Genomic DNA, 23,140 nt, shown 5'->3' on the forward strand with positions numbered 1-23,140 from the left:
GCAGAAAGAAGCTATTCTTTCTGCTCTTTTTTTTATAGTGATCTGTTTTGTTTGTTGTAAAAAGCTTTTTTCTTTTGAAAATCTGGTACACTCAATAAAAAGTTTTTTAAAGGTTAAAACGATGGAACAAACGGGTGCTGGAAAATCATTTAAAGCTACATTGAATCTTCCTACGACTGCATTTCCGATACGAGCAAATCATCCCATTGATGATGCAAAAATACTTGAGGAGTGGCAAAAAGCTGATCTGTATAGAAAAAGTTTTGATCTCCATCATGGTTCACCGCAGTTTCTGTTGAGTGATGGACCGCCGTATGCAAATGGGCCTATTCATTTGGGGCATGCGTATAATAAGATATTAAAAGATATTGTTGCCAAGTCGCGGCGTATGATGGGTTTTCATGTGCCATGTACTCCAGGTTGGGATTGTCATGGGTTGCCTATTGAACTAAAAGTTGCGCAGGAAAATAAAGGCCTTGATCGCATTGGTTTGCAGACTGCGTGTCGTGCATATGCTGAAAAATGGATCGGTGTGCAGGCTGATGGTTTTAAAAAACTTGGTGTTCTGATGAACTGGCATCAGCCGTATAAAACCATGGATTTTCAGTATGAAGCGAAAGTTATCCGGTCGTTTGCAGATCTTGTAGATCGTGGGTACATTGAGCGTAAAAACAAGACTGTGCCGTGGTGTTACTCCTGTCAAACGGTTTTGGCAACTGCTGAAATTGAGTATGCGGAGCGAAAAGATCCTTCAATTTATGTTTTATTCCGTGCCGATGCTGCTGTTTTTGCTCGATTTTGTTCAACCTTACCTTCTGATGCCGAGCTTTTTTTAATTGTGTGGACGACCACTCCCTGGACATTAACGCTTAATCGTGCTGTTTTGATGAGTCCGACGGCATCATATGTTATTATTCAGTTAGCCGAGCAGCGGTTCGGTGTGATCGGCGCCGACCTGGTTGATACACTTGTCGATCTGTTGGGTATTGAAAAAAGAGTTGTGGCAACTTTTGCAGCAGCTGATTTTTCTGTTGACAATCTTTTGGTTGACAGTCCTGTAGTGCCTGGGTTGCGTGTTCCGGTGATTAAAGATCTTTCAGTGCTTGTGGCCGAAGGTACCGCGTTTGTGCAGAATGCTCCTGGTGCTGGTCCTGAAGATTATGAGGTTGGGGTAAAGAATGGGCTTGAGATTTTTTGCCCTGTTGGACCAGATGGTAGTATGCTTGATGGTATTAATCCTGTCTTTTTGAAGGGGCAGTCGATTGAGCAGGTGCAAGGTTGGGTTTTGAGTAGTTTGCATGAAAATGGGTTATTGTTGTTCAAGGGTTCTATTAAACATAGTTATCCTCACTGCTGGCGTTGCCGAAAAGGGCTTATTTTCCGTGCGACCAAGCAGTGGTTTTGTTCGTTAACCCATAATGCGCTCAAAGAAAAAGCACTTGCTTCAATTGGTCATATGTTGATGTTACCAGAAGGAAGTAATAACAGATTATATGCGACTATCGATGCACGGTACGAATGGTGTTTATCACGACAGCGTGCATGGGGAACGCCTATTGTTGCCCTCTTGTGTAAGCAGTGTGATTATGTCTATTGTTCAAAAGCTTTTGTTGATGCTGTTGCTGCTTTGGTTGAAAAACATGGTATTGAAGTATGGACACAGCTTTCTGCCGAAAGTTTAGTACAGCAGGGTTTTTGTTGTCCTGTGTGTCAATCGCACCTGTTTGAAAAGGAGCAGGATATTCTTGATGTATGGTTTGATGCTGGTCTAACTCATGTTGCCTCGATATCGGTGCCAGGCAAAACACATGCCACGTTTGATCTTTATTTGGAAGGAAAGGATCAGCACAGAGGATATTTTCAAAGTGCTTTATTGACTGGTGTTGCGTTACATGGTGAGTCTCCGATGCGTGCAATTATTACGCACGGTTTTACCGTTGATGCGTTGGGAAAAAAGATGTCAAAGTCGTTGGGCAATGGGGTAAGTCCTGAAGAGCTTGTTGCAAAAATAGGTATTGATTGTGTTCGTTTGTGGGCTGCGACTATCGATCTTTCTGGTGAGGCAGTGGTTTCTGAAGTATTATTGAATAATATTTCAGAAGTGTATCGAAAGATCAGAAATACCTGTCGTTTTTTGCTTTCAAATTTGTATGATTTTTCTTTTGAAACTGATGCTGTTTTGTTTGATGAGCTTCGCATGATTGATCGGTATGCGTTAGAGATGCTTGATCTGTTTCATAAAAATGTAATGGCTGCTTACCAAACGTATAATTTTACAGCACTTGTGCATGCATTTGCAGATTATTGTACTGTTGAATTGAGTTCCTTTTATTTGGATATTATCAAAGATCGCTTGTATACGGATCAAAGTAATGGTTTATCTCGTAGATCGGCACAAACCGTATGCTATCTGATACTTGATACATTGACTCGTGATATGGCGCCAGTACTTTCAGTGCTTGCGCAGCAGTTGGCAGTTTTGTATCAGAAAAACGAAGCAGATTCGATTCACTTGCAACTTTTTAAAGCGCCTTTTGTGGCTAATAATCAACTTTCTTTTGATAAAAATCAGTGGGATATGTTGAAAACAATACGTAATACTGTTTTAAAAGAGATAGAATCGATTCGTCAGGCAGGACAGGTAAAACATTCTTTGGAAGTTTTGCTTACTATTGCTTTCAATAGTGGTTCTGAACTTGAATCGGTGGTTAAAAAGCTACAGATGAATCTTGTAAAAACGGGACAATCTCTTGAGGCATTTTTGGCAGAATTTTGTATTGTTTCGCAGGTTGAATTGATTGATTCTTCAAGTTTAGTTGATGTTTCCTGGAATAATGATCTTTATGTTCGTGTTTTGCATGCCAGTGGTACGAAATGTCCGCGGTGTTGGCAGTGGCACGTTGTTGAAGATCAAGATGGGCTTTGTGATCGTTGTAGTCAAATAGTGCGTTCTTTGTGACGTGATTTTGCTTTGTAATAGTTAATTAATGTATTTTTTGTAAAAACCTTTTACAACAGTTGTTTGATGATGTTACTTTCTGGGTATAGCGATGCCTGGGCGGTTATTATGAAATGTGTAAAAGGTTTTTTTATTTTTTTAGTATTACCTCTTTATGCTCATTGTTCTGTTCTGTCGACAAGTGCTTCTAAGATAGATGATTTAATGCATCAATTTTTGCAAAAGCAGTCTGAAAGAGAGCGTGTTTATCGTTTATTTTTAAATCAGTTAATTAAAATGAGGCGTAATTTATTAAATGATCATTATTTTAAAAGAGGAGCGTAAGATGTCTGGAAAAAGTGTACTGTATCTGTGGGTGGTTTTATTGGGTGTTTGTAAGGTTGCTTGTAATGAGCTTGCTTCGGGTAATCTGGCAGTTCAAGATATAGGTTTATTAAATCAGAGTGTAGATTTGGGGAGTGCAGCTGCTGAAGGTGAGCTGCAGTTTTTTACTGATGCTCTTTGGAGTGAAAATCAGGATCTATTGGTTAACTGTCAAGAGGTAAGGAAGCAGTTTGATATTGATGCTGATTATCTACTTGGTGTGGAGCAGTCATTTGAGCGACTTGTTGGGGCGCTTAATGAGTTGGCTGTTTATCGACGAGATTCTTATGGTCAGTTGATACAGACGATTAATAATTATGAGATTGCCTTGCAAAATGAGAAACAGAATCTTGAAACAGCAGTAGCTCAAGCTCAAAATGAAAAGGATGATTTACAGAATCAGATTGATGAGTCACGTCAGCAAGCACAAGCTTATATCGATGCGTTAAGTCAGTCGATTGCAAATGTGAAAGATGCGATTACGCAGTTGCAAGAGAACTTGGCAACGGTTGTTAACGTTGATGATTCACGCTTGATTACAGTGAAAGATATGTTGCAGTCATATTCTGTTTTTAGTGATCGCAGGGCTTCTGTTGGCGTTAAAACTCGTGAATTTGCTGATCAGATAAGGATCTACTTGGGTTCGCTTGATCAGTTGATAAGTCAGTAAAAGTATGTGTTATGAAGAAGGATGTGTGATGAAGAAGCAGTTTTTTTCTCTTGTTTTATTAGTGAGTACTTTATTAGAATGTGTGGATTCTACTATTGTGTTGAGAGACGGGTGGCAGTTGGCAGCTGAAAATGTTACAACTGCCTTGAGTTCAATGATAACACAGTTATCCGAAGATATAGATGCTTTTGATTCGATGTACGATGAGCTTTGTAAGTTAGATGTTCTTGTGCAGGAGTATGATGAGGCTGATAGGGTGTTTTTATCTGGCTTACAGCAGCGTTTTGATGCTGTTTGGCAGGCTTATAATGACTGCTTGCGGCAGCAAGATGATGTCAAAACTCAAGCTTCCTATGATGTTCAACAGTTAAAAATTGTTTTGAAGAGTATGCCGGTTATTTTTCAACAACGGGTTGATGAATTAAATGATGTTTATACTGATGCGCAGGTTCAGTTACAAAAGCTTATTAACTGTTATAATCAGCTTATCAAAGATAATTCTAATGATGTCGATAAGCTTGTAACTTTACTGAGAAAAATCTGTGACCAGTATGTGTTAATGACTGAGCGTAAACAGCTTGCCTTTGGCGAAATAGATTCATTAATTAATGTTTTGAGTAGTCATATTGATGGTGAACAAGCAAGGCTTCAAGAGATAGTTGCAATTAAAGGGTTTGCTGTTAAATAGTTGTGATCTGTTGGTCGAGAGGGAGCAGGGCAAACCTGCTCCCTTTTTTGTTATATTATTTGTTTAGTGTTTTTAGTAAAGTTCCAATAGTTTGGCCTAGTTCTGTCAGTGAAGTGTGTGCTTGTGGAATCTGTTTTTCTTTACTAATAGTGGCTTCTTCTTTAAAGTAGGCGTACCTTTTTTCGTTAGAAATTTGTGTTTTATATGACATGCTTCCACTGATACTATTTCTTAGTTTGATGAGTGGTCCTTTGACCTTCTCAGCACGTATTATGAGGTCATTTTTGTGTTTTTTTCCAAGTTCCCCCAAATCAGCAATTTTTCTATGAAAACTTTTTGTTTTATTGATAATTTCGGTTACATTTTTATCGATTTTTGATAAAGCATTTACTGTTTTTTCACTGATGGACTGATTTTTATTTTTTAGATGTTTTTCAAGTTCGCTTAAATAAGGGTCTTCGTTGATTAGATCTGCGGTATCTCCGAGAAGATCAATGATTTGTGTAATTGATTTTTCATGCGGATTTTTCTGATCACTTTTTGTACCTTTATTTTGATCTGCTTTTGTAGTGCCACTGCTGGAGGTTGATGTGTTTGGTGCTTCTTGCTTTGATGTTAGATTATTAGGTTTGTTGCTTTGTTCGTTTGAAAATGAGCGATTTGTACCATAGTTGTTGCTGTCATAATATCCATTTTGATGTGAGTATGTGTTACCATTGTAATAGTTTCCATACTGTGCAAAGTCGTCCTGGGGTTCGTTTTTTCCTGCAATCACTGTTTTGCCTGGTTGTGGTTTGGTTTGTGCTTGTCGTGATGCCTGCGTCGCTATTTTTTCTTCTGTATTTTTTATTTTTTGTGCTTCAGGTAAGAATTTTTGTAGAATAGCATCTATATTTTTGATAATTTCTTTTTGGATTATGTTTTCCGCTAGATTGCTGATACTGTTTTTAAGCTCATTTTTAGATTCTTTGTTCATGTCGGCAATGCCAAATGTTGGAATGATTATTTTTGGTACTGATTGATTGAGTTTAGTGTTCAGAGATTGTAATATGCTTGTAAGTTTTTGGTCTTCTGAAACCGCTTTGAGGTGCCTGAACTGGTCGGTAGCGCTGTCTTTTTCTTTTATGTTTGCAAGTTTCTGTGCCAAAACATCAAATTCATGGTAAAGTTCTGACCATTTTTTTGTTGCAGGCCAGCCTGAAATTTTATTTTTTTTACCCCATCTTTCAATGCTGATCTGTATTTCTGGAGCACTATTGATTTTTACTATGCATTCATTGATGTTTTTGATGAGGTTGTCAATTGTTGTCAGTACCGTAGCCTCTTTTTCAGAAAGGTCTTGTTTTTGTGTTTTTGCTACCGTAGGAATTTCTAATGGTTTGATCTTCTCTGGTTGAGCCAGTGGTTTATTCATTGCTTCTGCTGGTAGTCCACCCAGAACTTCTGGCATGTACTGTTCCATCTCTTTGACGAGTTGGTTGAGTTCTTCTTCGCTCATGTTGCTGAGAATTTTCTGTGCTTCTTCAACCTGTTTTAAAAATTCAGCCTGTTCTTCAGGAGGGAGCGAGTTGAAGAATTTGTCAATATTTTCAAACTCTTTTGTCATCTGGTCTATCTGTTCTTGTGTGAGATTAAATCCGCCGGGGCTTTTTAATGGTATGTTTGCTAGTAATGGCGTTGAATTCAAAGTAATAAAAGCCATGATAAGCATTATTAGGCTTTTATTTGAAGGCTGTTGTATCATGAAATATCCTTTGTTTATCATATGTTTGTTACATTTTACATTCAATGTTTTATGGATTTTTATATGTTTATGCGTATTGCGCCATTTTACAGAATATATTTTTCCAGTCTTTTTTCTAATTTTATCATTGAAATTTAAAATGTTGTAGCTATAAACTTTATAATTTTTGCGTTTTATTGAAAATTATCTTTAGTTTAACATGGTATTTTTTTTTATAAAGGTTAAGAAGTGTTTTTTTTGTTTATGGCCTTTTTTAAACGGATTTTTTATAGGGCTGGTTTTTTTTATTTTGAGTTTTTTGTTGCAATAACTTTATTATTATTTTTGATAACCACTGTTTTTAGGTTTCAATTTGATATTATTAAAAACTGGTATTCGTTGAAGGCTGTAGTTCAGCGGATTGCAGTGTTACGAGTATGTAAGTATGATGAGCTGAATCTCTTTTTGCAACAGAAAATTCAGGGTGAGTCATATTGTAAAGAACATGATATGAGCATATCTTTTATGATGCAAGATGGGACGGTGATAATGGCTGATATTAGTATGTTTATTGTTGAGCCTGCATTGAGGGGTATAGTTAGGGGAGATCGTTTGTTGATACCATTTCTAAAAAGGGTTTATTAATGTTTTGTAGAGGGTTTGTTTTGATGCATTTTCTTGTGTATCTTGTGTTTTTCTTATGTTTTTTTTCGGTTTTTTCAAAATTTCTTATTTTATATGTGGGTTTTGATGTTGTTGCAAAGAATATGCAGGCAGATTGTTTTGCCTTTGTGACCGCGCAGGAATATTTTTTATCTGATTGTATGAACTGTGACCAGTGTATTTTGAATAATCAGGGACTAACGTTTTTTTTTCAAAGTTATCATGTTGATTGGTTTGTTTCTTCTGTACTGGTGCGTAAGCAGAGAAAGTCTGCTGTACGGGTTCCTTTTATATCATTCTTTTCCTCTCTTAGATCTGGAAGCCCTTTTTTGGAATGTTTTGATGGCATGTCTTTTGTTGGTTTTGATCTTGTGAGTGGTGATTCTTCATTTAAAATTATTGGACAGGTAAAGTAATGTTTTATTTTCGTTGTAAGGTTGCAAGTACCGTTTTTTTTATTTTGTATAGTGTATGTTTTTTTTCAATTTGTTTGTCTTTGCTTTTCCGCATGTATCTTTTCTCTATGGAATCGTTTAGGTCATATTTTTCTGTGTTTGTTCGTAAACAGTATGTTTCTTTAATGGAGAACGTTGCAAGGGCTTACATTGATAGGCATGCTCTACGCGAACTTGAGCAGCAGATGGTTATATTTGATGATACTGTTACTTTTGATACAGATTGTTTTTTTAGATCAAAAGTAACTTTACTACCGGTTGGGTCATCTATTGAAATTAAAGTTGATTTTTTTGAAAATAATGATGGGGAGGTTACTTTGACTTGGTAGAGAGATTTTTTTAAAAAAGGTATGAATATCTCTATTTTCTTGTATACTTTTTCCTGTAACTTTTTAGGGTAAGGAACACAATGAAAATTTTTATGCGTAAAGATCTGGTACATGTTGGTGTAGCGGGCGAAATTTTATCAGTGGATGATGGGTATGCACGTAATTTTTTGATTCCTCATGGATATGCGGTGATTGTTACAGAGGCGAATGAGTTGTCCTTTAAAAAACGATCTTTACATATTGAAAAACGGCAGGAGGTGATTGCTACGCATACCTCTTTATTAGCTGAAAAAATAAAAAAAACTAAGCTTTTCTTGAAGAAAAAGGTTCATGATGATGGTAAATTGTATGGAGCTGTCCATGCGAGTGAACTTTTGGAATTGCTTGCGCAAAAAGGTATTAGTCTGAATAAAAATCAACTTAAATTAGATAAGATGGTCAAATTAGGCGTGTATGTTATTCCTGTTCAGTTGACTTCTCGTTTAAAGACTGAACTTACTTTAGAGATAGTTGCTGAATAAGTGCTTTTTTTAGAATTGCAGAAAGATGTTTATGCAACGTCAATCAAGAGATGGAGGGCCTCTTTTTAAAGATGGCTTTTCAGAGGTTGTTTCTTTTAATCAGGTTCCCGTTTCTCAGGATGCGGAGCGGGCAGTTTTGGGTGCTATTCTTTTGAGCGATGAGCATTTGTATCAGGTTGCTGAGATTCTTGTTGCGAATGATTTTTACCTTGAGCAGCATAAGTGTATTTATCAGCGTATGTTAGAGCTGTGGAAAGAAAGAAAACGAATTGATTTGCTTACATTACAGGATGATTTGACAAAGTGTGGTGAGTTAGAAAAGGCTGGAGGTATTGTCTACCTCATGTCTTTGCAGGAAGATGTTTTGAATCTCGGATTGCTTGGGCAGTATGCTTCAATTGTTAAAGAAAAGGCTGTGCTTCGCGAATTAATATATGTCAGTAGTCAGATTATTAATCGTTGTTATCATCAAGGTGATCGTCAGTTAAATGCGGTGATTGATGAGGCTGAAAAGTTAATTTTTCAGGTTTCTAATAAACGTTCTGATAAATCATTTGTTCAGATTAATATCTGGTTAAAAAAAACTTTTCAACATTTGTCTGATATAAAATTGCATAGCAAGGGGATTACTGGTATTCCTTCTGGTTTTCGTATTCTGGATGAGATGACTTCAGGTTTTCAGAATGGTGATCTGATTATTGCTGCTGGCCGTCCTTCTATGGGAAAGACTGCGTTTGCTTTGTCAATTGCATCGTTTGCGGCTCGCAATGGTTTTGTCGTTGGTTTTTTTTCATTAGAAATGCCAGCGGAGCAGCTGACCGTGCGTATTTTGTCTGCTGAGTCTGGCATTTTGCATCATGATATAAGGAATGCAACTATTAGTTCTGATGAATGGATACAGTTGACACATGTGGCGGCTGAGCTTGCAAATACTAAAATTTTTATAGACGATACTGCTGCTTTGAATATTATGGAGTTGCGTGCAAAAGCAAGAAAATTGAAATCTGAACATAATTTGCAATTTTTAATTGTTGATTATTTGCAACTAATTCATACTGATAAACAGTATGAAAATCGCCATCAAGAAGTATCTGTTATTTCTCGTTCATTGAAGGCTTTGGCAAAAGAGTTAAATATTCCCATTATAGCACTTTCTCAGCTTTCTCGCGCTGTTGATTCACGAATGGACAAACGGCCACTACTTTCTGATTTGCGTGAATCAGGTGCGATAGAACAGGATGCAGATTTGATTATGTTCTTATATCGCGATATAGTTTATAATGCAGATACTGAAGATGATACGTTGGCTGAAGTTATTATTGGTAAGCAGCGTAATGGTCCAACGGGTACTGTTATGTTGCAGTTTGTCAAAGAGTTGACCCGGTTTAAGGATCAATAGTTTTGGGGTGACAGGTAAGATGAAGCTACTTTTTTGCAAATACTCCTTTTATGAGTATGTTTTTATGTTTTTTGCGTTTGTGTTGGTTTCTTCACTTTTGTTTCGTGGTGTTCTTTTTTTGTATTTGCCGTGTGATTTTTATTTTAAGTGTTAGTTTTGACTAGTGATTTGTTTGGGTATTGATCCTGGAACGTTAAAGCCAGGTTTTTGTGTTTTGTCTTTGCCTTCTGAAGCTCGTGGTAGCTGTAAAATTTTAAGTGCTGGGTGTTTAGTTTTAAGAACTAAGGACCCATTGCCTGTGCGACTTATGCATATATATGATTTTTTTGAAAACATGATTGTGACCTGTTCAGTTTCTTCATTGGCCATTGAAACGCCTTTTCTTGGGAAAAATGCACAAAATTTTTTGAAGCTTGGTTATGTGCGAGGAATTTTGTATTTGTTAGCTCAGCGCAAAGGGCTCGAGATACAAGAATTTACACCGCGTCAGGTGAAGCTTGCAGTTTCTGGGTACGGTGGAGCGGACAAAGAGATGGTAGCGCGTTCTTTGTCGAAGCTTTTTCCTGTTTTTGATCCATCTGCTGTTGAAATGTTTGACATCACCGATGCGATAGCAGTTGCCTTTTGTGGGATAATGTCTTTGAGGTGATGCTTTTTATGAAAGAGCTCCCTCAGAAAGTTCTTCTTTTTTTTGAGGGAGTTTCTCTTTTTCAGAACTTTCTTCGTCCTCTCTTTCTTCTTTGATCTCTTTTATGTTTTCTGCTAAGAAGTCTTCGATCTCTTTTTCTATATTGATTTCCTCTGTTTCGATGCTTTTCTCTTTAAAAAAGAAGAACTTTATTTTGTTGCTTTTTTCCTTTCTTTTCATATTTCCTTTTATTTTATTGTTACCTTTATATTCCTTTTTTATCTTTGTGTACTGTTTTGTGCTTAGATCAAATTCGAATTTGTACATCATGTCTTCTTTGTCGAACGTTGTGCCAATAATGCTATTTTGTTTTGTTAAATAAGGAAAAATGGTATTTATGTTGTTATTTTTTAGCAGTTTTTTGTGTAGTATGTTTCTTGGAAGTGAGAAGTTGCATAACCATTTGTACGTCCATTCATTAAGATTTTTCACTAACAGGAATACCGACATCTCCTTCTCTCCCGCAGCACATTCTCTTTTTACAGTTATTAATATTTTTTCTTTGGAGTATACTTTTATATCCTGTATGTCTTTTGAAAAAAAAACTGTATCTTTTATTTCGTTTTGCTTTTCTGTATTTATAAGTTGAATGTAAGCTTCGTTTCTTTTTTTTCTGTATTTTTTATATGCTAATACATTGTCCTTTAATTGTATACGGTTTATTTTTGTACATTCTTCATTTTTTACTGAAGTAATTTCTGCTTTTTTGTCCTTTAAAATAAAGCGAAAGACAATCTTTTCTTTTTTATAGGTTGCTATTCCGTAGCCTGTTGTATTATTTTGCCATAGTATTTGCTTGATTTTTGTCAATGGCAGGTCTAACGAGATAGTTTCTGGTGTCCGCTTATTTGCTCTTTTTATCTTTAAAATTTTGTTTTCTAAATAAGAGAAGTCTTCTGTTCCCGGTATTATTGCTATTTTTTTGGGATTATAGATTTTTGACAGAGCTTGTTCTAGTCTTGCATTTTTTGTGTCATACCACCATATTGAATTTCTTCCTGATTTATTGATAACGCACAGAACTTTCTCCTGGAATTGTCCTGCTGAAAAAAAATGATATTCCTGAGGGTACAGTTCTCCTGTCACAAGAAATAACATTGTTTTAAGAATAGCGTTTTGTAAATGGTGTTGCATATGGAGTCCTTTTTTGGCTTTTGATTTTCAAGGTAGTATAAAACAAAAAAATCCGTTACACCAGTCTTTCGACTAATGTAACGGAAAAAAGGAGAGTAGTAATGAAGCCTAGATTAAATTTTTTTTATTTAAAAGTATTTCATATTGCATACACATTGATAATGATATCAAGGCTATTTTATAAGTCAAGCATTTTTTTTTAAATAAATGCTTTCTAAAAAACACTTCACCATTATTATTTCCAATTTAAAAAAATACATGCAACTGATTTGAAAACACTTACTCAGATTGGATTGGTTTTACTTGCGCAATATTTTTTTATTTTAATTTTTAAATATTTTCTTCTTTTACTTTTGTCAGCTTACATATCTCGGTGACATGGTGTGTTATCTCTGATGTTGGAGAGGTGATAATTATTTGTGTTTTTAGTTTAAAACATAATACTTTCAAAACTTTCTGTATATTCTCTTTGTCAAGATCTGTAATAAAGTCATCAAGAATACAGATTGGTATGCATTGATTTTCATTTAGCATTTTAATTATACTTAATTTTAAAAAAAGTAGCAAGACCTTTTGTTCTCCTCGTGAGCAGAAAGCTCTTGCGTCTATGGTATTCATTTTAATTGCAAAATCATCAAGGTGATGGCCAAATAAACTTCTTTTGTATTTGTCTTCTTGCAATCTAAGTTCTTTTATTTTTTTTGTATAAATAGCCTCGTCTTGTAGTAGGTCTATTCTTGGTAGGTAGGCAATGTCAACTTCAACATCTTTTTCAAAATATTCCTTTAAAAAAATATTGCTATATATTTTTATTTCTGACAGCGCTGCTTTTCTTTCAAATTGAATTTTTTTTACCACCTCAATGAATTGAGTGTCTAAAATTTCTCGCAGCATCCTGTTTTTTTCAAATTCTGTTTTTTCATTGAATAGTTGGTTTTTTTGATTTAGAATTATTTTCGCTTTTTTAAATAGGTCGATCGTATTTGGCTTGAGCATAACTATCATTTCATCTATCCAATTGCGACGATGAGAAGGAGAGTCTTGTACTATTTTTAAGTCATTTTCAGCGATTGTAATTATTTTGATGATGCTTTGTAGTTCTTGTATTGAGCGCATGTTCCTGTGATCTACTTTGATGATTTTTTCGTATGTATTTATACCTATTGTTATCTGTTGGTTATTCTTTAGTACTGCTTTTATAAAAAGAGCTTCACTTCCCTGCTTTATCATTTCTTTTAAATGGGATGTTTTAAATGATCGGGCATTGCCTATCACATGCAATGCTTCAACTATTGAGGTTTTACCAGTACCGTTTTTTCCTCTAATAACTGTAATAGGTACTTCAAATTTTATATGTTTTTCTTTGAAAATACGCACATTTTTTAAAACAAGTTCGGTAACTATTATTTGTAGATTGTTGCTATACATGTGATGGAGCTACTGGCATAACAAGGTAGACAAAATCTATATTTTCTTGCGTAAGTTTGAATATGATAGGTTTGCTTGCCGAATGGAGAGCGAAGTTTATTTTTTCTGTCGTAAATACTTGCAGACCATTCAAGAGATATGGTGCGTAAAATCTTATTTCAAAATCGGCACCATCAAAATTCATGATTTCTAGTGTTTCATGGAGGGTTCCAACTTCTTTGTTTTCCATACTGACATCCATCTTGTTTTCTTTAATGTGTAACTTGGTTGCGATAAATTGGCCGGATAGTAAACAACTAGCTCTTCTTAATGCTTTTGTTAAGTGGTTTCTTTCTATTTTTGCTGTTTTAAAACCAATTTGATTGACTATTGATTCATATTGTGGAAAATTTTCAACCATTAGTTTAGTGAAAAAATTGAAATTTTCACCTGAAAATACAAGGTTGTTTTTACATGTTCCTATGAAGAGCTGTGTTTCTTCTGTTGACTCTATAATTTTTTTAAGCTCATAAATAGCACGCCTTGGTATAAGCCATTTTTTTTTATCTGTAAGTTTATAAAGGTCAGATTTCAGTTGGGCTAAGCAGTGGCCATCTGTTGTTGTCATAATTAGGCCAGTTTGGTCAATTTCAAGGAGGAGTCCATTTAATGCTTGATGAACATTGTTTTGTGGAATGAGAAATGATACTTTTGATATCATATCAAGTAGTTCTTTTGGTTGAAATGCCATCAAGTTTTCAATTCTTTCTGGAAAGACTGGGAATTCCTGTGGATCTTTAATATTGAGACTCAATGATACTGAAGAGGTGTTCAAAAAAATCATACCATCTTTCACAGAACAGGTTATTTGGCCATCCATTTCGCGCACAATTTCATAGATTCTTTTTCCATGAACCATAAAGCTTATTTGATCAATATAAGTCGAGTGATTTATTTTGTAACTTGCTTGAAGGCTTATTTCAAGGTCTGTTGTTTTTAATACAAGTTCTTTTGGCGAAAGCTTGAAGAGAATATAATTTGTAGTTTCAATCGTTGTGCGCCTTGTACACACTGGTTGCATTGAAGATAAGATATTTAAGAATGGTTTTTGTTCAATGAAAAATGTTTCCTGCATAAATGGCACTCGAAAAAGGTTTTCATTGTAGTATACAAAAGTAAATTGATTTATCAATCAGTAATGTTTTAAGTTTAATCTGTTTTTTATACCTTTTGACATAAATTGTATAAGTAGGATAAAAATTTAAAAACAGTAAGAGTATTTAAAAAAAGAGGTAGGTGATATGTTGTGTTTTCTGTACAGATTTAAGTATCAAGTTCTGTGTATGCTTTTTTTTGCTTTGAATATAGTATCTTCTCCGAGGATCGATAGTACTTTGAATCCTATAGTGCATTCGAAGAATACACATCCTGCCTCTCAGGAGAGAGTGTATGGGCACCTTGACAAAAAATTTTTGAATAAGAAAAAATTTGGAAAAAAAAATATAATTGTAACGCGGCAACGACGAAATGACTCTGTGAATCAAATTGTTAATTCTACTGATGCTGTCGGTAATATTGTCGGTGGTCCAGGATTGTCTGGAACAACTGGAGTTACAGGCTCCACCGGACCTACAGGGTCAACTGGTGCTACTGGATCTACAGGTAATACAGGAGTTACAGGAGTTACAGGATCTACGGGTGTCACGGGTCCAACAGGAAACACTGGCGTCACGGGATCTACGGGAGTTACAGGTAACACAGGAGCAACTGGTTCAACCGGAGTCACTGGCAACACTGGAGCCACTGGTAATACTGGCAATACTGGAAATACTGGCAATACTGGCACTACAGGTGATACGGGATCTACAGGTGCTACAGGTGCTACGGGAGCCACGGGTGTAACTGGTGCTACGGGTAACACTGGAGCTACTGGTGTCACTGGATCTACAGGAGTTACAGGTTCTACTGGTGCCACTGGTTCAACGGGTAACACGGGTCTAACAGGAAACACTGGCAACACTGGAAACACTGGTGTCACGGGATCTACGGGAGTAACAGGTCCAACTGGAACTACTGGTAACACCGGTAATACAGGCAATACTGGAAATACTGGAAATACTGGTGCGACTGGTTCAACCGGAGTCACTGGCAACACGGGAAACACAGGTGTCACGGGATCTACGGGAGTAACAGGTCCAACTGGTCCAACCGGCAACACAGGAAATACTGGCAACACAGGAAATACTGGCAATACAGGTAATACTGGTCCGACAGGAGCAACTGGTTCAACCGGAGCCACTGGCAACACGGGAAACACTGGTGTCACGGGATCTACGGGAGTAACAGGTCCAACTGGAACTACTGGTAACACCGGTAATACAGGCAATACTGGAAATACTGGAAATACTGGTGCGACTGGTTCAACTGGTGTTACTGGTAATACAGGTAACACAGGAGCTACTGGTTCAACTGGAGCAACTGGTAATACTGGCAACACTGGCAACACTGGCAACACTGGCAACACAGGAAATACTGGCAATACAGGTAATACTGGTCCGACAGGAGCAACTGGTTCAACCGGAGTCACTGGCAACACGGGAAACACTGGTGTCACGGGATCTACGGGAGTAACAGGTCCAACTGGTCCAACCGGCAATACAGGTAACACAGGAAATACTGGAAATACTGGTAATACTGGTCCGACAGGAGCAACTGGTTCAACCGGAGCCACTGGCAACACGGGAAACACTGGTGTCACGGGATCTACGGGAGTAACAGGTCCAACTGGTCCAACCGGCAATACAGGTAACACAGGAAATACTGGAAATACTGGTAATACTGGTCCGACAGGAGCAACTGGTTCAACCGGAGCCACTGGCAACACGGGAAACACTGGTGTCACGGGATCTACGGGAGTAACAGGTCCAACTGGAACTACTGGTAACACCGGTAATACAGGCAATACTGGAAATACTGGAAATACTGGTGCGACTGGTTCAACTGGTGTTACTGGTAATACAGGTAACACAGGAGCTACTGGTTCAACTGGAGCAACTGGTAATACTGGCAACACTGGCAACACAGGAAATACTGGCAACACAGGAAATACTGGCAATACAGGTAATACTGGTCCGACAGGAGCAACTGGTTCAACCGGAGTCACTGGCAACACGGGAAACACTGGTGTCACGGGATCTACGGGAGTAACAGGTCCAACTGGAACTACTGGTAACACCGGTAATACAGGCAATACTGGAAATACTGGTGCGACTGGTTCAACTGGTGTTACTGGTAATACAGGTAACACAGGAGCTACTGGTTCAACTGGAGCAACTGGTAATACTGGCAACACTGGCAACACTGGCAACACAGGAAATACTGGCAATACAGGTAATACTGGTCCGACAGGAGCAACTGGTTCAACCGGAGTCACTGGCAACACGGGAAACACTGGTGTCACGGGATCTACGGGAGTAACAGGTCCAACTGGAACTACTGGTAACACCGGTAATACAGGCAATACTGGAAATACTGGAAATACTGGTGCGACTGGTTCAACTGGTGTTACTGGTAATACAGGTAACACAGGAGCTACTGGTTCAACTGGAGCAACTGGTAATACTGGCAACACTGGCAACACTGGCAACACAGGAAATACTGGCAATACAGGTAATACTGGTCCGACAGGAGCAACTGGTTCAACCGGAGTCACTGGCAACACGGGAAACACAGGTGTCACGGGATCTACGGGAGTAACAGGTCCAACTGGTCCAACCGGCAATACAGGTAACACAGGAAATACTGGAAATACTGGTAATACTGGTCCGACAGGAGCAACTGGTTCAACCGGAGCCACTGGCAACACGGGAAACACTGGTGTCACGGGATCTACGGGAGTAACAGGTCCAACTGGAACTACTGGTAACACCGGTAATACAGGCAATACTGGAAATACTGGAAATACTGGTGCGACTGGTTCAACTGGTGTTACTGGTAATACAGGTAACACAGGAGCTACTGGTTCAACTGGAGCAACTGGTAATACTGGCAACACTGGAAATACGGGTGTAACCGGATCAACTGGTCGAACAGGCAACACCGGAAACACAGGTTCAACCGGAGTTACTGGTCCGACAGGAAACACTGGCAATACAGGAAATACAGGAGCAACTGGTAATACGGGAGCCACTGGAAACACTGGAAACACCGGAAACACGGGGAATACTGGTGTTACGGGAGTAACAGGTGCTACTGGCAATACAGGTAATACAGGAGCTACTGGAAATACAGGCGCCACTGGCTCAACAGGAGTTACAGGAATCACTGGAGTAACAGGGGCCACGGGTGTCACTGGCTCAACTGGTGCTACAGGAAATACTGGCAATACAGGAGTAACAGGTGTGACTGGAGCTACTGGATCAACTGGCAATACTGGCAGTGGTGGTAAGGGAATATTAGCTTTTCCAGCTGCTGCAATGTCATGTGCAAATGCTACTGTTCCTAATGCTAACTTTTCGCCTTATACGACAAACGCTACGACCACCCAAAAATCATCTGTGTATGGATGGAGGCTTTATTCTGTGAGTGGCGCTGGTACTTCAGGATCTACTTCGATACCGCCCGTTTGTCTGTCTTTTGGTATCCCAGTAGACTTAGACACAACTGTTAATCCAACCGTAGATTTATACGTATTTTCTGCAAAAAATAGCGGAGCTGGTACTTATGCGCAGTTTCAGGTATATGCAGATTATGGTATCAATGCTACAGTGGGTACAGGTTTTTCCGAAACAGTTCCAACTGGTGATTTTGTTGTTACAGAGCCTTCAATATCAGGGCGAGTAAAGTTTTTTTGTCTTTCTGTTACCTTAAATGCATCCTTGATGAATCAAAGTTATAACTGTGTTTTAGTTATTACTAGAATTTCTCCAAATGCCGGCCCTGCAAATGAGTATAACAAAAATTTATATTTGAGTTCAGTTCAATTTAATTACACTAAAATCTAAAAAGGAGTCCTATGAATAAGTCTTTTTTACTGTTACTATCTTTTGCGGTGTTTTCTTTCAATACTCAAAAAGCTGAAATGCATGGTAATCTCATTCGTCAGGAAACTATTTTTCCGGGTTTTATTCAAAGCAGTAATGCATCATGGTTTAATGATATCCAGTCATATGTGAATGGAGGAGTAACTTTTAATTTTCAATCAGATTTATTTGTTGAAAATCCATATATTCATGTGGAATTAGTTACGTCGAATTACAGTGATGAGGTAGTTTACACACCGATTATTACTTCCATGAGTACAACGTCTGTAACTATTCGTGTAAATGCATGTGCGGCTACTACATTGGGAAATGTGATTGCAGAAGCACCAACCAATTCAGTTCAGGTACTTGTTTGGGCAACTGGCAAAGCTGAATAAATTTTCTATAAAAGAGGGAGCAGAGATTTTCACATCTCTGCTCCCTCTTTTATTATAAATGTTTTTTAAGCAACTGTTTTACTGAGTAGATTTTGATAAAAGATCACATTGTTTTCAAGCGATGTCGCATTGTGAGGTCCATTCTGTTTTGCGATCAGCGCAGCTTTATAGCCTTTTTCAAATTGTCCTACATAAAATGCTGAGCAGCTTAACAGATCATAACAAACCCAGTCATAAAGTTCTTTTTCAATAAAAAGAATATCATGTTCTGGATAGGGAATCATTGTTGCATGCAGGGCATACAGATAACAAAGTGCATAATCTTTCTGTTTCCAATAGTGTTGTGCCAAACGAACAAGTGCTTCTGCGCGTGTTGGCCTTGCTGAAAATGATTTTAAAAAGTAATCGACTGATTCATGCCAGCAGTTAAGCTCTCCATATAAAATTCCCAGTCGATAAAAACACACTGCATCCTCCTCGGTTTTTGTATTCATCTGTGAACGTAGCAGATAATATCTTATTGCATTTGCCGTGTCTCCAAGGCATTCGTACGTTTGAGCTAAATAAAAAAGTGTTCGTGAATCTTGTGGGTTTTTTTTATGCTCTGCAAGTAAAATTGCTTTATCCCATTGCCATCTTGCCACAGACTTTTGGCGACCTTTTTGTGAGGGCAAAAAGGAAAAGAAAACATCTGGAACGAATCCAGCTCTTTCAGCTGCGATTGCTTCATGGACTTTGCCTGTCCAAACATCCTTACTTTCATTCCTTACCAGTCTGATCTGATCTAAAACAAGGTCGTGTGCATGAAGTTTTACATAATAAGAGGTTGGGGCATCAGAAGCTGCTTTTTCAAGTTCTCGCTGGCAAAAAGGTAAAAGCTGCTCAAGATTATGGCCTTGGTATTCCGCATCGATAATGAGAAAAAATCCAGCATCAGAAAAACGTTGCCTTGCAAACTCCATTGTTTTGTTCCTTGAAAATTCAAAATCAACAAACTGATCTTGATCAACATAACCAATACAGTCTGGATGTGATTTAAAAAAATTTTGAGTAACTTCGATTGTTTTGTCTTCTGAACCTGTATCAACCACTTCGAACCATTTTATGCCTGCATTGTAAAATGGTTCAATAGTAGAAATTATTACAGATTCTTCATTTTTGACCATTAATACTACAACGAGTGGTGGATTGTATGTATGACTTTCTATCGCATGGGCGCAGAAAATAACTAAAGAGAGTACAACTGCATAGATTGATTTTTGATGTACCATTACTATTCCTTTTTGATTATTTTTAACAAGAGAATAGCACTGATACATCAAAAATCAATGTTATTTAGTTCCAATAGCTTTCTTTGTATGCAAAAAATAGATGACTTACAAAAAGTGTTAGCATGTATCTTTTTAGCCTTGCTTTTAACTGTCTTTGTTTTAGCTGTGGGTTATTTCCGACTTGACTTGCTCCCATTTCATCATAATCAAAATGTTCTAGTGGTTGAGTTTGTAGCTGCCTTAGTTTGCTTAGTACATCAATGGCTAGTACACATAAAACAAAGTCTGATGGATACGTATTTTTTATCAGATATGCACCACATTGCTTTGGGATTCCAAAGAGTGTTTGCGGGATTTTTGAAAAGGTAAAACAGCTTGCATTTCTACTTCCGCTTAATAAACTGACTGTTAAAAAACAGAAGATTTTGCTTTGTTTTGCAAATAAGTTTTTTATTACCATGGCTTGCTCCTTCAATTTATAATGACTTATTTCAAAGCTTTCTATTATATTTTTTATCAAAAAGTAGTGGTGCCATGAAATGGTCGGTAATAAGGTCTTAAAGCAAGCGATTTTTTAATTTTTTTAAAAAATCGCTGCTCAGAAAATATGCTTTTTCTATTCATTTGAAACTTAGGTAAAAGCATGTTAATAGATACCATACGTTTATTTCTTGAATGGATGTTACATGAAAAGCATAAAACTAGTTTTTTTATATGTATTGTTTTCAAAGCTTGCTGCTTTTGCTTGCGCTGATCAGAAAACAGATCTACTGGTTGCTGTTCTAATGATTAAAAATGAGGCACCGGTTATCTGCCAAACATTTCTGCCGCTCATTGAGGCTGGTATTCGTTCATTTTTTATTTTTGATACCGATTCAACTGACGATACGATCACCGTTGTAAAAAACTTTTTTGAAAATCATCGTGACTGCGCCTACGGTTTGGAGAGCGAACCGTTTATTGATTTTGCAACCTCAAGGAATCGAGCATTAGATCTTGCAGAAGATTATTTTAAGCAGGGTACCTTTATGTTGATGCTTGATGCTGAATGGCATCTGGTCAATGGAAACAGATTGCTCGATTTTTGTGCCGTCCAAGCAGAAAAATCTGATCCAGTGTATCTAATTCGCATTCTTTCTTCGATCGATTTTTATACAAGCAGATTAATCAGAATGCGGACCGGTGCACGTTTTGCCGGTGTTGTTCACGAATGTATTGCGGCATCGGCAAAAGTACCTGCTGATATCTATTTTGAACTTAAAACTACGCATTATGGAAAAGAGAAAAGCAAAGCTCGTTGGATACGCGATAAAAAACTGCTCAAAAAAGAGTGGAAGAAAAACCCACAAGATTCACGATCAACCTTTTATCTTGCTCAAACATGTGAATGTCTTGATCAACCGCAAGAGGCACTTGAGTGGTATTTAAAACGGCTTGAACTTGCCGGTTGGGATGAAGAAAATTTCATAACGCGCTATAGAATTGCACAATTGTATGAAAAATTAAGTGTTTCGCAAAATAATCCAACGCTTTGGCATCATGCTGAACATTTTTATCTTGATTCATATGCGTATCGCCCCGTTCGCGCAGAACCACTGGTCAGACTTGCAACTGCCTATCGATTGCAAGAGAAGTTTCAACTTTCTTATCTATTTGCGCTGCGTGCAGCATCGATGCCCTATCCGACCAATGATACACTGTTTGTTGAAAAAGAGTTGTATGATTATGATCGTTACGACATTCTTGGTATTGTTGCCTGGTATTGCAAAGAGTATGCGATTGGAATGTGGGCAGTGCAGAAAGCGCTCGCACTGTATCCCGATCGGCCACATCTTCTGTTTAATCTTTCATTGTACGAAAAGGAATATTACGACCTCTCTTAACTTTTATGAAAAATCTGGTGGTCGATTAATAAAATAATGTAAAATCTCTGTTGCAAAATGTGCATACCCAACATAAGAGTTAGAGTTATGGTAAAAAAGTGATTGAAACAAAAGTCCGTGATGCACAATACTGAGTAGATTGACTCGATTATTATAGTCTTCAAATTTCTTATACTTATCATTAAGGTGTGTCCTCAATTTGAAATGAGGTAATGACGTTGCATTTTCACTACAAAATGATAAGTTTTTTGTATCAGAAATCAGCAACGAGGATAAGCAATGGTACGTCGAGTTATTACAGACAGTATTTGGTCACAACTAGAAGAGATACTATGTAAACATGGATGCCACCTGTGGGGCAATGAGCGGAATATAATGGAAGCAATCCTTTGGAAATTGCGGACTGGAGGACCATGGAGGGATATTCCATCCGAATTTTGTCCGTGGCAAACAGCATTTAATCGATTTAATCGTTGGTCAAAAAAAGGGCTATGGGAAGGTTTTTTTATGCTACGAAAAGAAGTTGATAAAGAATGGGTATTCGCCGACGGAAGTTATGTTAGAGCTCACCAACATGCGACTGGAGCTCAGCGTGGTCAAGAGCGAGCAATTGGAAGATCCGCTGGTGGACTTACTACAAAGATTCATATGTGCACCGATGCGCATGGAAATCCGCTCAATTTTAAAATCACTGGGGGTCAAGTGCACGATTCAAAGGTTGCAAACGAATTAATCGACCTGGCCGAAGGAGCGGAATATTTTATCGCTGACAAAGGCTATGATGCTGATAGTATTCGTATCTATGGACGGACAAAAGGAATGCAAGTAATTATACCAAAAAGAAAAACAGCACTAGACCAGATCCAGAATTTGATGCTCATTTGTATAAAAATCGACACTTAGTTGAAAATCTTTTTGCACGACTCAAGCATTTTCGTGGCATTGCTATGCGTTTTGAAAAACTTGCTAGAAACTTCCAATCTATGCTCTACATCGCATCTATGCACATATGGTTGAAGCTTTTATGCCCTACTAATTAAATTGAGGACACACCTTAATGAATCCAATTTAAAACTAGGACAAACGCTAAATTCCGTTATGTCCATTTTTAAAACTTCTTCCGAAACTTACTATCTTAATGATAAGATGTATCTTTTCGATCTTGAAAATAAAACCGTTAAATTACTGGATCCTTTGCATCATGATTCTAAAAATAGAAAAATTATTCAAAACACACGAAAAGATCCTGCTTTGATCTTACAAATAAACAGAATGGGTTTTTTCCCATCTCCGGACAGCAAAACTGTTTTATGTTTTTTTAATGGTCAATTATGTAGCATTGATTCAAAAGGAACAGTTAAAAAATTCGACATTACACTGCCAACTGTTTATCGTTCAAAAAGTTCTGCTGAACGCATTTATCAGTTTCCGGGACGAATTGTCGCAACATACAAAGATGAGGAATCAATAACGCTCATTTTTGAGGACATGAAGCAGTCAAGAATATATTTTTACAAGCAAAAGGAGAGTGATGAGTATGTTTATTCTACTTAAAAAAGAGGTCCATG

21 protein-coding genes are annotated in these 23,140 nt (G+C 37.5%); 15 read left to right on the top strand and 6 right to left on the bottom strand.

Going from position 1 to position 23,140, the window contains the following annotated elements; all coding sequences use genetic code 11:
• Positions 1–121: 121 nt before the first annotated feature.
• The 4 genes from ileS to IPG37_01995 all read left to right on the top strand — a co-directional run bounded on the left by ileS (position 122) and on the right by IPG37_01995 (position 4,680).
• Complete coding sequence (gene ileS, locus IPG37_01980; protein ID QQR54169.1) at positions 122–2,959, top strand: isoleucine--tRNA ligase; 2,838 nt, start codon at positions 122–124, stop codon at positions 2,957–2,959.
• Between the two features lie 108 nt (positions 2,960–3,067).
• Positions 3,068–3,283, top strand: coding sequence for a hypothetical protein (locus IPG37_01985; protein ID QQR54170.1), 216 nt, complete (start codon positions 3,068–3,070; stop codon positions 3,281–3,283).
• Position 3,284: 1 nt separating this feature from the next.
• Positions 3,285–3,992, top strand: a complete 708-nt coding sequence (locus IPG37_01990) for a hypothetical protein (protein ID QQR54171.1) — start codon at positions 3,285–3,287, stop codon at positions 3,990–3,992.
• Positions 3,993–4,020: 28 nt separating this feature from the next.
• A complete protein-coding gene (locus IPG37_01995) occupies positions 4,021–4,680 on the top strand; it encodes a hypothetical protein (protein QQR54172.1) in 660 nt (219 codons plus the stop codon).
• Positions 4,681–4,735: 55 nt separating this feature from the next.
• Here the strand turns inward: IPG37_01995 and IPG37_02000 are convergent, their stop codons facing one another.
• Positions 4,736–6,424, bottom strand: coding sequence for a hypothetical protein (locus IPG37_02000; protein ID QQR54173.1), 1,689 nt, complete (start codon positions 6,422–6,424; stop codon positions 4,736–4,738).
• A gap of 228 nt (positions 6,425–6,652) precedes the next feature.
• Here IPG37_02000 and IPG37_02005 point away from each other — a divergent pair, with 228 nt between their 5' ends.
• The 6 genes from IPG37_02005 (at position 6,653) to IPG37_02030 (ending at position 10,419) form a co-directional block, all read left to right on the top strand.
• On the top strand, positions 6,653–7,048 hold the full coding sequence (locus IPG37_02005) for a hypothetical protein (protein QQR54174.1): 396 nt from the start codon (positions 6,653–6,655) through the stop codon (positions 7,046–7,048).
• Positions 7,048–7,482: a hypothetical protein gene (locus IPG37_02010; protein QQR54175.1), complete on the top strand. Its 435-nt coding sequence runs from the start codon at positions 7,048–7,050 to the stop codon at positions 7,480–7,482. Before IPG37_02005 ends, IPG37_02010 begins: the two co-directional genes overlap by 1 nt.
• Positions 7,482–7,850: a hypothetical protein gene (locus IPG37_02015; protein QQR54176.1), complete on the top strand. Its 369-nt coding sequence runs from the start codon at positions 7,482–7,484 to the stop codon at positions 7,848–7,850. Before IPG37_02010 ends, IPG37_02015 begins: the two co-directional genes overlap by 1 nt.
• Before the next feature lie 80 nt (positions 7,851–7,930).
• A complete protein-coding gene (gene rplI / locus IPG37_02020; GenBank protein ID QQR54177.1) occupies positions 7,931–8,371 on the top strand; it encodes a 50S ribosomal protein L9 in 441 nt (146 codons plus the stop codon).
• A 31-nt stretch (positions 8,372–8,402) separates the two neighbouring features.
• Positions 8,403–9,770: a replicative DNA helicase gene (dnaB, locus tag IPG37_02025; GenBank protein ID QQR54178.1), complete on the top strand. Its 1,368-nt coding sequence runs from the start codon at positions 8,403–8,405 to the stop codon at positions 9,768–9,770.
• A 163-nt stretch (positions 9,771–9,933) separates the two neighbouring features.
• A complete protein-coding gene (locus IPG37_02030) occupies positions 9,934–10,419 on the top strand; it encodes a crossover junction endodeoxyribonuclease RuvC (protein ID QQR54179.1) in 486 nt (161 codons plus the stop codon).
• Between the two features lie 6 nt (positions 10,420–10,425).
• On the opposite strand, the gene IPG37_02035 is transcribed toward IPG37_02030, so the two are convergent.
• The 3 genes from IPG37_02035 to dnaN form a co-directional block, all read right to left on the bottom strand.
• The gene (locus IPG37_02035; protein QQR54180.1) at positions 10,426–11,592 is read right to left on the bottom strand and encodes a hypothetical protein; all 1,167 of its coding nucleotides are present in this window, start codon (positions 11,590–11,592) and stop codon (positions 10,426–10,428) included.
• A gap of 330 nt (positions 11,593–11,922) precedes the next feature.
• The gene (locus IPG37_02040) at positions 11,923–13,020 is read right to left on the bottom strand and encodes a DNA replication/repair protein RecF (protein ID QQR54181.1); all 1,098 of its coding nucleotides are present in this window, start codon (positions 13,018–13,020) and stop codon (positions 11,923–11,925) included.
• Complete coding sequence (gene dnaN, locus IPG37_02045; protein ID QQR54182.1) at positions 13,013–14,134, bottom strand: DNA polymerase III subunit beta; 1,122 nt, start codon at positions 14,132–14,134, stop codon at positions 13,013–13,015. Before dnaN ends, IPG37_02040 begins: the two co-directional genes overlap by 8 nt.
• A 166-nt stretch (positions 14,135–14,300) precedes the next feature.
• Between dnaN and IPG37_02050 the strand changes: the two genes are divergently transcribed.
• Both IPG37_02050 and IPG37_02055 read left to right on the top strand, forming a co-directional pair.
• Positions 14,301–18,002, top strand: a complete 3,702-nt coding sequence (locus IPG37_02050) for a hypothetical protein (GenBank protein QQR54183.1) — start codon at positions 14,301–14,303, stop codon at positions 18,000–18,002.
• Positions 18,003–18,013: 11 nt separating this feature from the next.
• Entirely contained in the window at positions 18,014–18,418 is a 405-nt protein-coding gene (locus IPG37_02055) for a hypothetical protein (protein QQR54184.1), read from the top strand.
• Positions 18,419–18,483: 65 nt separating this feature from the next.
• Here IPG37_02055 and IPG37_02060 read toward each other — a convergent pair whose 3' ends face one another.
• Both IPG37_02060 and IPG37_02065 read right to left on the bottom strand, forming a co-directional pair.
• Complete coding sequence (locus tag IPG37_02060; protein ID QQR54185.1) at positions 18,484–19,689, bottom strand: hypothetical protein; 1,206 nt, start codon at positions 19,687–19,689, stop codon at positions 18,484–18,486.
• A 64-nt stretch (positions 19,690–19,753) separates the two neighbouring features.
• On the bottom strand, positions 19,754–20,149 hold the full coding sequence (locus IPG37_02065) for a hypothetical protein (GenBank protein QQR54186.1): 396 nt from the start codon (positions 20,147–20,149) through the stop codon (positions 19,754–19,756).
• A 226-nt stretch (positions 20,150–20,375) separates the two neighbouring features.
• Between IPG37_02065 and IPG37_02070 the strand changes: the two genes are divergently transcribed.
• From IPG37_02070 to IPG37_02080, 3 genes are all read left to right on the top strand, one after another.
• A complete protein-coding gene (locus IPG37_02070) occupies positions 20,376–21,572 on the top strand; it encodes a hypothetical protein (protein ID QQR54187.1) in 1,197 nt (398 codons plus the stop codon).
• Positions 21,573–21,851: 279 nt separating this feature from the next.
• Positions 21,852–22,612 (top strand): IS5 family transposase gene (locus IPG37_02075; GenBank protein ID QQR54188.1). Its coding sequence is split into 2 segments (ribosomal slippage): positions 21,852–22,416 and positions 22,416–22,612, totalling 762 coding nucleotides; the frame shifts between segments, so codons are not numbered across the junction.
• Positions 22,613–22,718: 106 nt separating this feature from the next.
• Positions 22,719–23,126, top strand: coding sequence for a hypothetical protein (locus tag IPG37_02080; protein QQR54189.1), 408 nt, complete (start codon positions 22,719–22,721; stop codon positions 23,124–23,126).
• The last annotated feature ends 14 nt before the right edge of the window (positions 23,127–23,140 follow it).

The sequence above is a fragment of the bacterium genome (assembly GCA_016699125.1).
Lineage (GTDB): Bacteria > Babelota > Babeliae > Babelales > Vermiphilaceae > AWTP1-30.